The organism is Streptomyces sp. NPDC000151 (assembly GCF_040301705.1).
Taxonomy (GTDB): domain Bacteria; phylum Actinomycetota; class Actinomycetes; order Streptomycetales; family Streptomycetaceae; genus Streptomyces.
In genome coordinates, this window is sequence record NZ_JBEPFC010000005.1 from 79384 (window position 1) to 94462 (window position 15079).

Annotated in this window: 14 protein-coding genes and 1 pseudogene; 9 read left to right on the forward strand and 6 right to left on the reverse strand. The window is 71.4% G+C overall.

Annotated elements, in window-relative coordinates:
• Positions 1 to 165: 165 nt before the first annotated feature.
• Both ABT381_RS03225 and ABT381_RS03230 read left to right on the forward strand, forming a co-directional pair.
• The gene (locus ABT381_RS03225) at positions 166 to 1164 is read left to right on the forward strand and encodes a LacI family DNA-binding transcriptional regulator (RefSeq protein WP_351587039.1); all 999 of its coding nucleotides are present in this window, start codon (positions 166 to 168) and stop codon (positions 1162 to 1164) included.
• Between the two features lie 56 nt (positions 1165 to 1220).
• Positions 1221 to 2303: pseudogene (locus ABT381_RS03230) on the forward strand (glycoside hydrolase family 43 protein); the annotation flags it as partial.
• A 75-nt stretch (positions 2304 to 2378) separates the two neighbouring features.
• On the opposite strand, the gene ABT381_RS03235 reads toward ABT381_RS03230, so the two are convergent.
• Complete coding sequence (locus ABT381_RS03235; RefSeq protein ID WP_351587041.1) at positions 2379 to 3200, reverse strand: DMT family transporter; 822 nt, start codon at positions 3198 to 3200, stop codon at positions 2379 to 2381.
• Between the two features lie 103 nt (positions 3201 to 3303).
• On the opposite strand from ABT381_RS03235, the gene ABT381_RS03240 reads away from it, so the two are divergent.
• The 3 genes from ABT381_RS03240 (at position 3304) to ABT381_RS03250 (ending at position 6529) form a co-directional block, all read left to right on the forward strand.
• A complete protein-coding gene (locus ABT381_RS03240; protein WP_351587043.1) occupies positions 3304 to 4746 on the forward strand; it encodes an aminotransferase-like domain-containing protein in 1443 nt (480 codons plus the stop codon).
• A 173-nt stretch (positions 4747 to 4919) separates the two neighbouring features.
• Complete coding sequence (locus ABT381_RS03245) at positions 4920 to 5762, forward strand: DUF4328 domain-containing protein (RefSeq protein WP_351587045.1); 843 nt, start codon at positions 4920 to 4922, stop codon at positions 5760 to 5762.
• Positions 5763 to 5776: 14 nt separating this feature from the next.
• Positions 5777 to 6529, forward strand: coding sequence for a class I SAM-dependent methyltransferase (locus tag ABT381_RS03250; protein WP_351587047.1), 753 nt, complete (start codon positions 5777 to 5779; stop codon positions 6527 to 6529).
• Positions 6530 to 6607: 78 nt separating this feature from the next.
• Here ABT381_RS03250 and ABT381_RS03255 read toward each other — a convergent pair whose 3' ends face one another.
• Both ABT381_RS03255 and ABT381_RS03260 read right to left on the reverse strand, forming a co-directional pair.
• On the reverse strand, positions 6608 to 6844 hold the full coding sequence (locus ABT381_RS03255) for a hypothetical protein (protein WP_351587049.1): 237 nt from the start codon (positions 6842 to 6844) through the stop codon (positions 6608 to 6610).
• Positions 6845 to 6905: 61 nt separating this feature from the next.
• Positions 6906 to 7358, reverse strand: a complete 453-nt coding sequence (locus ABT381_RS03260; RefSeq protein WP_351587051.1) for a MarR family winged helix-turn-helix transcriptional regulator — start codon at positions 7356 to 7358, stop codon at positions 6906 to 6908.
• A 109-nt stretch (positions 7359 to 7467) separates the two neighbouring features.
• Between ABT381_RS03260 and ABT381_RS03265 the strand changes: the two genes are divergently transcribed.
• A complete protein-coding gene (locus ABT381_RS03265) occupies positions 7468 to 8955 on the forward strand; it encodes a UbiD family decarboxylase (protein ID WP_351587053.1) in 1488 nt (495 codons plus the stop codon).
• Between the two features lie 47 nt (positions 8956 to 9002).
• Here ABT381_RS03265 and ABT381_RS03270 read toward each other — a convergent pair whose 3' ends face one another.
• Positions 9003 to 9665, reverse strand: coding sequence for a response regulator (locus ABT381_RS03270; RefSeq protein WP_351587055.1), 663 nt, complete (start codon positions 9663 to 9665; stop codon positions 9003 to 9005).
• Positions 9662 to 10789: a sensor histidine kinase gene (locus tag ABT381_RS03275; RefSeq protein WP_351587057.1), complete on the reverse strand. Its 1128-nt coding sequence runs from the start codon at positions 10787 to 10789 to the stop codon at positions 9662 to 9664. Before ABT381_RS03275 ends, ABT381_RS03270 begins: the two co-directional genes overlap by 4 nt.
• Before the next feature lie 244 nt (positions 10790 to 11033).
• On the opposite strand from ABT381_RS03275, the gene ABT381_RS03280 reads away from it, so the two are divergent.
• Positions 11034 to 11393 (forward strand): DUF6223 family protein, encoded by a 360-nt coding sequence (locus tag ABT381_RS03280; RefSeq protein ID WP_351587059.1) that lies wholly within the window; start codon positions 11034 to 11036, stop codon positions 11391 to 11393.
• A 55-nt stretch (positions 11394 to 11448) separates the two neighbouring features.
• On the opposite strand, the gene ABT381_RS03285 is transcribed toward ABT381_RS03280, so the two are convergent.
• Positions 11449 to 12669, reverse strand: a complete 1221-nt coding sequence (locus ABT381_RS03285) for an amidohydrolase (protein WP_351587061.1) — start codon at positions 12667 to 12669, stop codon at positions 11449 to 11451.
• 243 nt (positions 12670 to 12912) lie between these two features.
• Between ABT381_RS03285 and ABT381_RS03290 the strand changes: the two genes are divergently transcribed.
• Positions 12913 to 13521 carry a TetR/AcrR family transcriptional regulator gene (locus tag ABT381_RS03290; protein ID WP_351587063.1) on the forward strand — a complete coding sequence of 203 codons (609 nt, stop codon included), beginning with the start codon at positions 12913 to 12915 and terminating at the stop codon, positions 13519 to 13521.
• Between the two features lie 97 nt (positions 13522 to 13618).
• Positions 13619 to 15061 (forward strand): MFS transporter, encoded by a 1443-nt coding sequence (locus ABT381_RS03295; protein ID WP_351587065.1) that lies wholly within the window; start codon positions 13619 to 13621, stop codon positions 15059 to 15061.
• Positions 15062 to 15079 lie beyond the last annotated feature (18 nt).

Below are 15079 nucleotides of genomic sequence, written 5' to 3' on the forward strand. Positions count from 1 at the left end.
TACGCAAACATTCGGACGGCGACATATCTACACCGCCTCGATGACGACGGTCAACAGTTACTGCAGGAACGGACGGCGCGACTGATGAGGGAGACGGTGGGAGCAACGGACAGCGTCCCGGCGCGCGGCGGGGCCGGAACCCGGCGTCGTACACAGAACGCTTCGATGGCGGACGTCGCCCGGGTCGCGGGCGTCTCCTCGCAGACCGTCTCGCGCGTCTCGAACGGCTTCCCCGGCGTGCACGAGGAGACCCGCGAGCGCGTACTCGCCGCGATGCGGGAGCTGGGTTACCGCCCCAACAGCGCGGCCCGTGCGCTCAAGCGCGGCGACTTCCGCACCATCGGCGTCATCACGTTCACACTCTCCACGACCGGCAACGTCCGCACGCTGGAGGCGATCGCCACGTCCGCGGCGGAGGAGGGTTACGCGGTCACCCTGCTGCCCGTGGCGGTGCCGACGCAGGACGAAGTACGCGGCGCCTTCTCGCGGTTGGGCGAACTCGCCGTCGACGCCGTCATCGTCATCATGGAGGTTCACCTGCTCGACTCGGCCCGCCTCTCGCTGCCGCCGCATGTGAAGGTCGTGGTGGCGGACTCGGACGCCGGGGACCGCTATGCGGTCGTCGACACGGACCAGGCGGGCGGCGCCCGCGACGCCGTACGGCACCTGCTCGACCTGGGGCACGACACCGTGTGGCACCTGGCCGGCCCCGAAGGGTCGTACGCCGCCCAACGTCGAACGGCCGCCTGGCGTACGGCACTTGAGGAGGCCGGCCGGGTGCCACCGCCGCTGGTGCACGGCGACTGGTCGGCGGAGTCGGGCTACCGCGCGGGCCTGCGCCTGGCCGAGCGGGACGACTGCACCGCGGTGTTCGCCGCCAACGACCAGATGGCGCTCGGCCTGCTGCGCGCGCTGCACGAGCACGGACGCCGGGTGCCACAGGACGTCTCCGTCATCGGTTTCGACGACATCCCGGAGGCCGGCTCCTTCCTGCCTCCGCTCACCACGGTCCACCAGGACTTCGCCGAGGTCGGCCGCCGCTGCGTCGAGGGAGTGCTGCGGCAGGTCCGCGAGGGCGGCACGGACCGCGGCACGACGCTGGTACCGACGCGGCTGGTACTGCGCGACAGCACGGCACCGCCGCCGGGACAGCCGGCGGCGTGAATTCCTCCGGAAGGACACGCCCCATGACCGGAAGGACACGCCCCATGACACGCCCCATGAGACGACGACGCTCCTCCCGCCCCCTCATTCCTCTCCTCACCGTCCTCGCCGCGCTCTGTGTCACCCTCCTGAGCGCACCGTCGGGCACGGCGCTCAACGCAACGCCCCAGGAAAAGCCTCGGCACATGGACGCGTACGCCGGCTACCTCTTCACCTACTTCACCGGCGAAGGCACCGCGGACGGCGAGCAGATCCGTATGGCCCTCAGCCGCGGCAACGATCCCCTGCACTGGCGGGAGTTGAACGGCGGCAAGCCGGTGCTCACTTCCGACCTCGGCACCAAGGGCCTGCGCGACCCGTTCGTGATCCGCTCCCCGCGGGGCGACAAGTTCTTCCTGATCGCCACGGACCTGCGGATGTACGGAGGCGAGGGCGGCAGCTGGGACCAGGTGCAGCGCACCGGCAGCAAGTCCATCATGGTGTGGGAGTCCACGGACCTGACCCACTGGACCGACCGCCGCCTGGTGCGGGTCGCCCCCGGCACCGCGGGCAACACCTGGGCCCCGGAGGCGTACTGGGACGACCGCCTCGACGCGTACGTCGTCTTCTGGGCCTCCAAGATCTACGCCGAGGACGACCCGGACCACACCGGCACGACGTACAACAAGATGCTCTACGCGACGACGAAGGACTTCCGCACCTTCAGTACGCCCAAGGTGTGGAACGACCCCGGCTACTCGGTGATCGACTCCACGGTCATCAAGGACGGCGACACCTACTACCGCTTCACCAAGGACGAGCGCGATCCCTCGTCAGGCACGCCCTGCTCGAAGTTCATCACCGCCGAGCGCTCCACCGAACTCACCGATATCTCTTACGACTTCGTGGCCGACTGCATCGGCAAGGGAACCGTCGACCGGGGCGAGGGACCGACGGTCTTCAAGTCCAACACAGAGGAGAAGTGGTACCTGTTCATCGACGAGTTCGGCGGTCGCGGCTACGTCCCCTTCGAGACCACCGACCTCACGTCCGGGAAGTGGACACAGTCCACGGATTACCAACTGCCCCCGAGCCCTCGCCACGGCACGGTGCTACCGGTGACCCGCGCGGAGTACGCCCGACTGCTCAGGGCCCTGCCGCCGCGCTCGTGACACGCAAGCTCTCCGCGCGGGCGCGCGCGATCCGCATCACCCGAGAGGCGGCAGTGAGGGGGCTCAACTGCGGGCGCGCTGGGTGACCGCGATGCAGCCGAGCACGATCAGGGCGGTGACGGCGGCGAGGGGAGAGAGCCGCTCCCCCATGAGCAGGACCGACCAGACCAGGGTGATCAGCGGCTGGGCGAGCTGAATCTGGCTCGCCCTGGGCACCCCGATCAGGGCCATACCGCGGTACCACGCGACGAACCCGCCGAACTGGGAAACGGCGGCGATATAGGCCATCCCGACGACCGCCTCGGTGGTCAGATGCACCGGCTCCACCGGCAGGGCCAGGGCGGTGACCAGGGCGGACACGGGAAGAGCAGCGACGACGCCCCAGGCGATGACCTGCCAGCCGGGCATGTGCGAGGCGAGCCGGCCGCCCTGCGCGTACCCGGCGGCGCACACCAGCAGAGCGCCGAAGAGATAGAGGTCGCCGAGGGTCGGCAGGCCGTGGTTCTGCTGAAGGGTGAAGGCGGCCACGGCAACGGCGCCGAGGATGGCGGCCGTCCAGAACATACGCGACGGGCGCCGGCCGGTGAGGGCGGCCGAGACGGTGGCGGTCGCCAGCGGCAGCACGCCGATCACAACGGCCGAGTGCGCGGTGGTGGAGGTCTGCAGGGCGAGCGTGGTCAGCAAGGGGAAGCCGAGGACGCAGCCGCCGGCCACCGTGAGCAGGGCCGGCCAGTGCTGCCGCCCCGGCACCGGCACCCGGGCCCCGTACAGGCAGGCCGCGGCGAGCAGCCCCGCCAGCAGACCTCGTACACCGGTCGCCGTCCACGGACCGAAGCCGTCCAGGGCCCACACGGTGGCCGGGAAACTGAAGGAGAAGGACACCACGCCGAGAGCGGCCAGGAGAGTACCGCTGCGGCGAGCACCACCGCGGGGAGTAGCACTGCTGACCGCTATCGACGAAGACTGAGTAGCGCTATTTTGTACTGTCATGAACAACAGTAGCAGTGTGGCTCAATTGGCCGCGACCTTGCGGAATGAGCTGAACCGCTATCCGGAAGGGGAGAAGCTCCCCTCCAGCAGGGCATTGGTGACGCGGTATCAGGTCAGTCCGGTGACTGTCTCCCGGGCGATCGCGACCCTCGCCGCCGAAGGGCTCGTCACCTCCCGGCCCGGCGCCGGCGTCTTCAAGGCCACCGCGCGCCGTGTCGCGGGCGCGCTCGGCGACGTCTCCTGGCAGGAGGTGGCCCTGAGCGCGGACCCGCCGCACGCCACCGTCGACACGGGCCCCCGCGGCACGGACGCCGCCGGCATCCTGGCCACCCTCACCACCCCGCCGCCCGAGGTCATCGACCTCAACGGCGGTTACCTGCACGCCGCGCTCCAGCCGGAACGGGCGCTGGCCGCCGCGCTGGCCCGGGCCGGCCGCAGGCCCGGCACGTGGTCCCGGCCCCCGGTGGAGGGCCTGACCGAGCTGCGGGACTGGTTCGCGCGCGACATCGGCGGGCCGGGCGGCTCGCTCAACGCCTCGGACGTCCTGATCACCGCCGGCGGCCAGAGCGCCCTCACCACCGCCCTGCGGGCCCTGGCAGCGCCCGGCTCCCCCGTCCTGGTCGAATCCCCCACCTACCCCGGCATGCTCGCCGTCGCCCGCGCCGCCGGGCTGCGGCCCGTGCCGGTACCGGTCGACGCCGACGGTGTACGCACCGACCTGCTGGCCGAGGCGTTCGAGGCGACCCGCGCCCGGGTCTTCGTCTGCCAACCCCTCTTCCACAACCCCACCGGCACCGTCCTCTCCCCCCAGCGCCGCACCGCCGTACTCGACACCGCCCGGGCGGCCGGCGCCTTCGTCATCGAGGACGACTTCGCGCGCCGCCTGGTGCACGCCGACTCCCCGCCCCTGCCGCTCCCGCTGGCCGCCGACGACCCGGACGGTGTCGTCGTCCACGTACGCTCGCTCACCAAGGCGGCCTCCCCCAGCCTGCGCATCGGAGCGCTCTCCGCCCGCGGCCCGGTACTGGAACGGCTGCGCGCCATCCAGGTCGTCGACAGCTTCTTCGTCCCCCGCCCGTTGCAGGAGACCGCCCTCGAACTGGTCGGCTCCCCCGCCTGGGCAAGCCACTTGCGGGCGCTCGCCGGCGCCCTGCGCGACCGCCGCACCGCTGTGCTCACCGCGCTGACCAGCGCGTTGCCCACCCTCGTACCGCACCGGACACCGCACGGCGGCTACCACCTGTGGCTGCGGCTGCCCGACGGCACCGACGAACACGCCCTCACGGCGACCGCCCTGCGCCACGGCGTGGCGGTCACCGCCGGCAGCCCGTACTTCACCGCCGAAGCCCCCGCCCCCCACCTGCGCCTGAGCTACGTCAGCACCCCCGGCACCGCCCAACTGGAGGAAGGCATCCACCGCCTCCACCGGGCCCTCCCCTAGCTTTCCCCCTCAATCAGCCCGGCGGGGGACACACCCTGCGTTCACCACCCATCTCGGTGGACAGGTGATCGCCGACTCACGTAGCTTCCCCAAGCGGCATGGACATGGATACGGGCCGTGCTGGTGGGGGCCCTGGGGAGGGACTCCTCTTCTGAACGGGGGGCGGACACGCCATGCTGTGCTCGAACTGCCACATGGTGACGGCCGTCACCGCGGACGGCCGGTGCGAGGAATGCGCGGCCACGGAACGGGAGCCGGGCGGCACCAGCGGTGCCCCCGCACCGCCGAGACCCGCGGCGAGGACGGCCCGTACGGGACGACTCGGCGCGCTGGCTTCGCCCCTCCGCTCGGCGGCGGTCGTGACCGTACTGCTGGCACTGTGCATCGCAGCGGACGCGTTCGCACTCGCCGCCGGCGGCCGCTACGTCGTCGTACTGAACGACCTGGTCTCCCAGCGATGGGTGTCCCCCGGCCTCCCAGCGGAGCTCGCCGCCGCCGATCGGGCGTACACCTTCTCCGGGAGCCTCTACATCGCACTGCTGCCGATGACCGCGGTGGCGTTCCTCGTCTGGTTCTTCCGCACCAGAATCAACGCCGAGGTCTTCGCCCCCGACGGTCACCGCCGGGGCCGGCTCTGGACACTCGGCGCCTGGTTCACGCCCCTCGTCAATCTGTGGTTCCCCCGCCAGATCGCAGGCGACATCTGGAAGGCCAGCACCCCACCCGACCGCCGGGCCCCGCTCACCTTGCTCAACGCCTGGTGGTGCCTGTGGGTCGCGTCAAAGACCCTCGCCTTCGTCGGCAACTCTCAGCTGGACAAAGCCGAGGAATACCAGGCCCTCAGAACGGCACTCCGCACGGTGTTCGTCTCCGACCTACTGGACGCCACCGCAGCCGCCCTCGCAATCACGGTCGTCTGCCGACTCACGGCCTTGCAGATCGCCCGGATGAGGGGGGTGGGGCTGCTGCCTGCCACCCCGCCACCACCGGCAGTTCAGCACCGGGTTGACGGCTGAGGGAGGCTGCCGCGGTGTTTTCCGACGCTGACGTTGCCGCGCTGTACGACCTGCTGAATCCTTGGGATCCCGATCGCCATGCCGGAGACCGTTTTTACGACGGTCTGGTCATGGCTGCGGATGATGTTCTCGATGTGGGTTGTGGTACGGGCGCGATGTTGCGTCTCGCGCGTGAACAGGGACATCGCGGTCGGCTCGTCGGGCTGGATCCGGACCGGGGTGCGTTGGAGCGGGCCCGGCGGCGGCGCGACGTGGAGTGGGTCGAGGGCACCGCAGCGGATGCGCCGGGCGGAGGCGGGTTCGGGCTGGTGACGATGACCGGGCATGCGTTCCAGTACCTCGTCACCGATGAGGAAGTACGTGCTTCGCTCGCCGCGATTCATGGGGCATTGGGTCCCGGTGGGCGTTTCGCGTTCGAGACGCGGCATCCTCAGGCACGGGCCTGGGAGGGGTGGGATCCGACCGATCCGGATGACGTTGTTGAACTCGTTGTTGAGCTCGTTGGCGGTGTCGGGCGGGGCTTGCGGGTGTGGCATGAGGTCGAGTCCGTCAGCGGCGGGGTGGTGACGTTCCGGGAAGTGGTGGCCGGGGCCGAAGGTGTGGTGCTTCACGTGGAGCATACGCGTCTGCGGTTTCTTGGCGTTGCGGCGCTCAATGGGTTTCTCGTCGAGGCGGGGTTCCGGGTTGAGGGGCAGTACGGCGACTGGCGGCGAGGGGCGCTCACGAGGGACAGCCGGGAGATCGTTACGGTCGCGCGCCGGCAGTGAGGGGTAGTGGTCGTTTGGCGCTGGCCAGGAACGTACGCGGTGCCGGGCGTCGCGGTCCTCCTTGTGCCGGCCGCCCAGTCAGTCACGTCGGGTCAGTGTGGCCTTCAAGGCGTAGACGTCGCTGTAGTTGGAGGGGCCGGTGCGGGTGTCGTTGTAGTGGGCGTTGGCGGAGAAGTAGCTCATGTTCACGGCCAGCGGGTCCTGGACGAGTTCGAGGCGGTACGTGGTGCCCTTCCGCAGGTGCGCCTTGGCGTAGGTCGAGCCGCGTACGGTGTTCCAACTGCCGGAAGTAGGCGGGTGTTGCGGGCGCGTCAAGGGTTACTGCGGCGATGGCCTCGCCCGTGGCGCGCGGGGCGGGACGGAGTGACCGTTCGGCCTACCCTTCGGGCCCCTGGACCGCCCGTCGCAGCAGGGTGAGGAACTGGTCCCGCTCGTCGGGGGAGAACGGTGCGAGCATCTGCTCGCTCACCGCGACGACCTCGGGCGCGAGGCGTGTGGCCAGCTCCCGGCCGCTGTCGGTGATGCGTACCAGCTTGCGCCGCCTGTCGTTGTCGTCCTTGGCGATGTCCACCAGGCCGCGCCGCCGCAGGCGGTCCAGCAGCGGCGCTGCGGTCGACTTGTCGAGATTGGCCAGCGCGCCGAGCGTGCCCTGGTCCATGGCGCCGCGCAGGTGCAGCAGGCTCAGGACCGTGAACTGCGGACCGGTCAGGTCCTGGTGCACCTGCTCGTACCAGAGCCGGGTGTGCACCTGGCTCAGCTGACGGGCCAGGGGGCCGAGCCCGCCGATCGCGGCGAGCAGCAGCCCGGCGTCCGCGTTCTCCTGTGCCATCGCTCGCCGCCGTTCCTCCGTTGTTGATTAGGACGTACACGTACTATACCGTCGGCCAGGTAGGACGTACACGTACTTACTGTGCGTGACGAGGAGGGAAGGTCGGGTCATGACACAACGCGGCAGCGCGCTCAACTTCCGGGATTTCGTGGCGGATTCGCTCGCCGTTGGCGATGCGGTCGACATCCAGCGGCCGGTCAGTCCCACGCTGGAGGTGGGCGCCGTCACCCGGCGCGTCTACGAGACGCGAAGCCCGGCGCCGCTGTTCAGCAATCTCACCGGGGCCGAGCCGGGCTTCCGGATCCTCGGCGCGCCCGCCGGCCTGAGCAGCCTCGACGAGGGGGCCTACGGCCGGCTCGCGGCGCACTTCGGCCTGGCGCGCGACACCACGCCGCGCGAGCTGCTGGAGAAGCTGATCTCCGCGATGCACGCGGAGCCGGTCGCCCCGCGCGTGGTGGAGACCGGGCCCTGCAAGGAGAACGTGCTGACGGGCGACGACGTCGACCTGGAGCGGTTCCCCGTCCCGCTGCTGCACCAGCAGGACGGCGGCAGGTACTTCGGTACGTACGGCTTCCACGTCGTCCGCTCCCCCGACGGGCGGTGGACCAGCTGGTCGGTCAGCCGCACCATGCTGCACGGACGCACCACCCTCGTCGGCCCGGCCATGCCGCAGCAGCACATCGGCATGATCCACGCCATGTGGCGCGAGAAGGGCCTGCCGACGCCGTGGGCCATGGTGCTGGGCGCCCCGCCGGCGGCGCTGGCCGCCGCGGGCATGCCGCTGCCCGCCGAGGTGAACGAGGACGGCTACGTCGGCGCCCTCGCCGGCAGCGCCGTCGAGGTGGTCCGCACGGAGCTGCACGACCTGTACGTACCGGCCAACTCCGAGATCGTGCTGGAGGGTTACCTCAGCCCCGACGAGACCGCCCCCGAGGGACCGATGGGCGAGTACCACGGGTACTCCTTCGCCGGGAGCAAGCAGCAGCCCGTCTTCCACGTCGAGGCGATCACCCACCGCGACGACCCCATCCTGCCGGTCTGCGTGGCGGGCCTGCCCCCGGAGGAGAACCACACCATCTGGGGCACGATGATCTCCGCCGTCAGCCTGGACCTGCTGCGCTCCAGCGGGCTGCCGGTCGACCTGGCCTGGTGCTCGTACGAGGCCGCGACCTGCTGGATCGTCGTGTCCGTCGACATCCGGCGGCTGGCGGAGAGCGGGCTGGGCGAGCGGGAGCTGGCCGACGCGGTGGCCGACGTCCTCTTCGGCTCGCACACCGGATGGCTGGTGCCCAAGGTCCTGCTGGTGGCGAACGACATCGACATCACCGACATCAACCAGGTGGTGTGGGCCATGGCGACCCGCTACCACCCCGGCACCGGCGAGTACGTCTACCCGGAGGCGCCGGGCATTCCGATGGTCCCCTACCTCACCCCGGAGGAGGCGCGCACGGGCAAGGGCGGCAAGTCCGTCACGAGCTGCCTGCTGCCCGAGCACTTCGAGGGCGTCACCAAGGGCGTCACCGCGTCCTTCAGGTACTCCTTCCCCGAGGAGACGCGGCAGCGGGTCGTGGAGAGCTGGGCCGACTACGGGTTCTGAGCACAGCCTCGGGGCAATGCCCGGCGTCGATGTCAGGAGTTGCGATGTCAGGAGTTGCGCGGAGTCACCAGGCCGGATTCGTAGGCGAGTACCACGAGTTGGGCGCGGTCGCGAGCGTGGAGTTTGGTCATGGCCCGGTTGATGTGGGTCTTCGCGGTCACCGGACTGATCACCATGCGGTCGGCGATCCGGTCGTTGGACAGACCCTGCGCGACCAAGGTGACGGCCTCGCGTTCGCGGCTGGTCAGCTCGTCCAGACCGGTGCCGGCGACGGTGGTGAGCGGCCGGGTGAGGTACTGGTTGATCAGCTTGCGGGTGATGGACGGCGCGAGCAGCGCGTCACCGCGGGCGGCGACACGCACAGCGTGCACAAAGTCGTCCGGCACGATGTCCTTGACGAGGAAACCGGCGGCACCGGCGCGCAGCGCGTCCAGGACGTACTCGTCCATGCCGTAGTTGGTGAGGATGACGACGTGCACGGGGGCCAAGGCCGGGTCCGCGGCGATGCGCCGGGTGGCCTCGATGCCGTCGACGACCGGCATCTGGATGTCGATCAGCACGACGTCGGGCAGGTGCTGCTTGGCCAGCGCCAGGCCCTGCTCGCCGTCGGCCGCCTCGGCCACCACCTCGATGTCGTCTTCGAGGTCGAGCAGTGCACGGAATCCGCTGCGAATGAGCGGCTGGTCGTCGACCAGCAGGACACGGATCATGAGGTGTGCTCCACGGGGAGTTCGGCCTGGACGGTGAAGCCGCGCTCGCTGCGCGGCCGCGCGTGCAGCCGGCCGCCGAGGGCGGTGACGCGTTCACGCATGCCGAGGAGCCCCAGGCCGGGCGTCGGCACCGTGTCCGGCGTGGCCTTGCCGTCGTCATCGACCTGGATGGCGAGTGAGTCGGCCCGGTAGTCGATGCGGATCGATGCGGTCGCGGCGCAGGCGTGCCGGGCGGTGTTGGTCAGCGCCTCCTGAACGATCCGGTAGGCGGTCCGGCCCACCGCGGCCGGCACGTCGGTCCGCTGTCCCTCGATCATCAGCGTCGCCTCCAGGCCTGCCCTGCTTGCCTGCTCCACCAGCTCCGGGATGTGGTCGAGCCCGCGGGGCGGGGTGGTGTCGTCATCGCGCAGCGCCTCCAGGGTGGCGCGCAGTTCCCGGGTCGCCTCACGTCCGGCCTCCTGGATCGCCAGCAGGGCCTCGGGTATCCGTTCACCCCGCCTGCGGGCCACGTGGACGGCGACTTCCGACTGCACCTTGATGATCGAGATCTGGTGGGTGAGTGAATCGTGCAGCTCCCTCGCTATGTGCAGCCGCTCCTCATCCGCGCGGCGCCGCGCGGTCTCCTCCCGGGTGCGCTCGGCTTCGTCCGCCCGTTGCTCGGCCTGCCGCAGTGCCTCCCCCGCGGCAAACGCGGCGATCAACCAGGCGATCTCGAGGACGTGTCGGGCCTGTGTCAATGCCTCGCCCGCGGGCCCCTCGTGGAAGACCAGGGCAGTGAGGTGAAGGACGGCCAGCATGGTCACGGATGCCGCCACCGTGACGGCGCGGTGCCCGGCCCGCACCGCGCCGTACACCGCGATCAGGTACGAGACGGCGAGCACGGCAAAACCTGCCGCCTGATATCCCACCGCACACAGTCCGGTGATGGCCAGGACGGTCAGCGGTACGCGGCGACGCGCGGCCAGCGCGAGGCCGCCGGCCGCCAGTAGCGCGTAGCCGAGCACGTCGGGGTCCGTGCCGGGGTGCTCCGTGGACAGCCCGGTGCCCAGCAGCAAGGCCGCCACGCCGAGGGCGATCGCCCAGTCTCTGATGCCGGGCGGGGCGCCGAACCGTCCTTTGGTCATGCGCGCACCTTAGCCGTGTGCCGCTGCTGGCAAGTCCCCCTCGTGGACGAGCGGGCGACTACCGCGCCCGCGGTATCCGCGCGGCTCCTGCCGCGTCCGCGGCAGGCGTCTGCGGCATCGGTGGCAACGCAAAGTGCCTGCGTCTGCGGGACGACCGGCGGTGCGGTCGGCAGACATGCTCAAGGCACAGCCTCAAGGGCACAGCGCAGCCTTGGAATCGCTCTGCGAGAAGAAGGAGAGAGGCATGAACGCATCAGACGTTTTGCTGGCGACTGCCGAGGGCGGAGTCATCGGCGCCGGGCGGACCGGGGCCAACCTGGCCCTCGGGGTAGGGATGGTCGGCGTGGCCCTCGGCCGGCTGGCCCTGGCCCGCGTCGCCGGCCGTATCCGCACCGGCAACGCGCGCACCGGCGCCCTGTCGGCCATGGCGGTGGGGCTGGCCGGCACGGCCCTCGCGGTGCTGCACCTGGCCACCTCCAGCGGCGGTCCCGGCACCGGTAACGGGCTCGTCGGAGCTATCGCGGCCGTCCCGTTGGGACTGATCGCCATCGTCCTCGGCCGCCGGGCGCTGATCCGATCGCGCCGCACCGTGCCGGCCGACTGACCGGCTGACCGGCTGACCGGCTGACCGCAGCGAATCCGGGCGCGGCCGGACGCGGTCAGCCGCGGGCCGCGAGACCGCTCCTGCTGCCGTGGGCAACGGCACGCCCGGCCACGCACTCGGCCCGCCACTGGGCGTCGGCGGCCAGGTCCAGGCCGGTCCAAGCCATCGCGAGCGCGCCGTCGAGCACCGCCTCGTCGGCGGCCGGGCCGGCGGTCTCCTCGGCGAACTGCCGGGTGTGCGGCATCCCTTGGGACCCCAGCACGCCGATCGCGGGGTGGATGGCGGGCAGGGCGTGGGTGATGTTGCCCATGTCCGTGGAGCCGCCCGTGCTCTGCGGTACCGTTCCCGGCTCGGGCACCTCGCGGCCGGCCGCGCCGAGGTTGCGGGCGTAGGCGGCCATCAGCGCGGCGTCGTGGCGCAGGTCCAGGTAGTCGGGCTGGATCGGCCGGACCTCCATCGTGGTGCCGGTGGCCAGCGCGGCGCCGCGGAAGCAGTTCAGTACCCGTTCGCGGAGCCCGGTCAGCTCCTCGCCGGTGGGGGTACGCACCTCGTACTCCAGTACCGCGCGCTCGGGGATGATGTTGGTGCGCTCGCCGCCGTGCCGGACGATGCCGGCGACCCGGTAGCCGTCGCGGAGCTGCTGGCGGAGCTGGCCCACCGCGACCTGGGCGACGACCGCGGCGTCGGCGGCGTTCAGCCCGCCTTCGGGGGCCGCGGCGGCGTGCGAGGCGCGGCCGGCGAAGGTGACCTCGAAGCGGGCCACCGCGTTGCTGGAGCCGCGCGGGTCGACGGCGTCGGTCCGGGAGGGGTGCACCATCATCGCCACCGTCACGTCGTCGAAGGCGCCGCGCTCCAGCATCAGTACCTTGCCGCCGCCCTCCTCCTCGGCCGGGGTGCCGAGCAGCTTCACCCGGAACCCGAGCTCGTCGGCGGCCGCGGCCAGGGCGATGGCCGCGCCCGCGCCGGCGGCGCAGATGATGTGGTGCCCGCAGGCGTGGCCGATCTCCGGCAGCGCGTCGTACTCCGCGCACACCCCGACCGTGAGGTCGCCGCTGCCGTACGTCGCGGTCAGCGCGGTCGGCAGGTCGCACGCCCCGCGCTCCACCGTAAAGCCCGCGTCTTCGAGCAGCGCGGCGAGCCGGCCGGCGGCCCGGGTCTCGGCGAAGGACGTCTCCGGGTCGGCGTGCAGCTCGTGGCTGAGCTCCAGCAGACGGTCCTTGTACGCGTCGAGCCGGGCGGCGACGCGGTCGCGGAGGGCTGGGGCGGCTGCGGGCATGGGAATCCTCCACCGTCGGGATGGGCGTACGGGATGGGCGTACGGGATGGGCGCGCGGGATAGGAAACGAGTCGTTTCCTTTTTGGACGACCCTCTGTGTACACGCTTCTCGTGTCGGTGAACAGGCCCTGGCGAGAAGAACGGCGGAGGGATCTCCGCACGGGGTTACGGCCAGGTGACGTATTTCAGGAACTTGTCGTTTCCTATTGACGGGGCGGCCGCCGTCCCCCGAAATGGGACGCCATGGCGAGCACGCAGCGGCCGGCCGGCCGACCCCGCAGCAAGGACGTCCACGACCGGGTCGTGGCGGCGGCCTCCGAGCTGTTCGCCGAGAGCGGCTACCTCGGCGTGACCATGGACGAGATCGCCGTGCGCGCCAACGTGTCCAAGAAGACCCTCTACCGGTGGTGGCCGCACAAAGCCGCGGTGATCGCCGAGGTGCTCGTCGCCCGCGCTGACGTCCGCACCGTCCCCGACCTCGGCGACACCCGTGCCGAACTGCTCATCGTCTGCGACTACATCGACGACTTCACCCGCGCCAACGACGCCTTCACGCGGCTGTGCCTGATCGAGGCGGCCGCCGACGAGTCTGCCGTCCTGCGGTCCTTCCTGGACATCGTGGCGCACCGCAGGGACCAGGCGCGGGCCGCCGTGCAGCGCGGGATCGCCCGCGGCGACCTGCCGCCGGACGTGGACGCCGACGCGCTGCTCGACCTCTGGAACGGATTCTTCGTCTACCGGCGTTCCTTCCGCCCCGCTCCCGTCCACAGCAACACCGTCGAACAGCTCGTTGACCTCGCCCTGGCCGGACAGGTGCCGCGGCTGCCCGCCGCGGACCCGGCGACCGGCTGACCCCTCCCCTCTCCCCTCCCCAACGTCTCTCCCCTCCTCACGGGCCGGGCCCCGACGGCGCCCCGCCCGTACCCCAGCACGCCTTGGAGACCCCGCCATGCCCAGAAGCGCCTCCCCAGGCAGTACTTCCCCGTCCACCGCCGCCGTCGTCGGCTTCCTCGTCTTCATCGAACTGTGCAGTGGCATCCTGCAGGGCTCCGTGCCCGTCGTGCTACCGCTCATCGGCAACGAACTCCACGTCGGCGCGGGCGACCTGAACTGGGTCAACAGCGTCTTCCTGCTCGTCGCGGGCATCTCCGTGCCGCTGCTCTCCCGGCTCGGCGACATCTACGGGCACCGCCGCATGATCCGCGTCACCATGGTCGCCGTCGCCGTCGGCTCGCTGATCGTCGCCACCGCCGACAGCTTCGCCGTGCTCCTCGTCGGCCGCGCCCTGCAGGGCGTCTTCGCCTGCTGGCTCCCGCTCGACTTCGCGATCGTCCGCGACCGGGTCCGGCCCGAGCGGGCAGGCGCCGCCATCGGAATGCTCGTCGGCGCGCTCACCCTCGGCGCGACCCTCGGCACCCTCGGCACGGGCCTGCTCTCCCGGGCGGTCCACGACGTGCACGGGCTGCTGATGCTCCCGGCCGTCGCCATCCTGCTCTGTCTGCCCGTGGCCTTCCGGCTGATCCCCGAGTCCACCACCCGCGCCCTGTGCCGCATCGACTGGGCCGGTGCCGCACTCCTCAGCGGCGGCCTCGCCGCCCTCATGATCGGCATGGCGCTGGCGAAGAGCGGGGGCCTCGCGCCCACCGTCGCCGCCGTCGGCCTGGGTCTCGTCCTCATCGCGCTGTTCGTCCGCACCGAACTGCGGGCGCCGCAGCCCCTGGTGGACGTGCGGCTGATGGCCCGCCGCAGCATGGCGCTGCTGTACGTACTGAGCTTCCTCACCGGCTGTGTGCTGTACGGGGCGCAGACCGCCAACCCGTCGTTCTTCGCCACCCCGCCCGGCCTGGGCTTCGGCTTCGGCATGGACGCCTTCGGCATCTCCCTGCTCGGCGCCGCGCACGTCATCGCCATGGCGGTCGCCGGTACCTGCGCCGACCGCGCCGTCCGCCGCTTCGGCCCGCAGCACACCCTCGTCGGCGGCTTCGTCCTGGTGACCCTCGGCTACCTCGGCATGGTCCTCGCGCACGGCGCGCCCTGGCAGATGACCGTGTCCGGGATCATCGCGGGCGCGGGCATCGGCACCGCCATCGCGACCCTGCCGGCGCTGCTCATCCGGCATCTGCCCGCCGACCAGACCGGTATCGGCACCGGCATGTACAACACTCTGAAGACGCTGGCCGGTTCGGTGGCGGGCGCGGCCTTCGCCGCCGTCATGAACCACCTCGTACTCGACGTCCCGGGCGCCCGCGTCGCCTCCGAGAGCGCCTACGTCACCGTCTGGGCCTGCTGCGGCGCGCTGGCCCTGCTCGGCACCTGCATCGCCTGGCGCGTGGGTACCGGGGACGGCACGCGGGCCCCCGCACCGAAGCCCGCCGTGGCCGCGGCGGACTGAGTGCGGGAGCCACGGTCG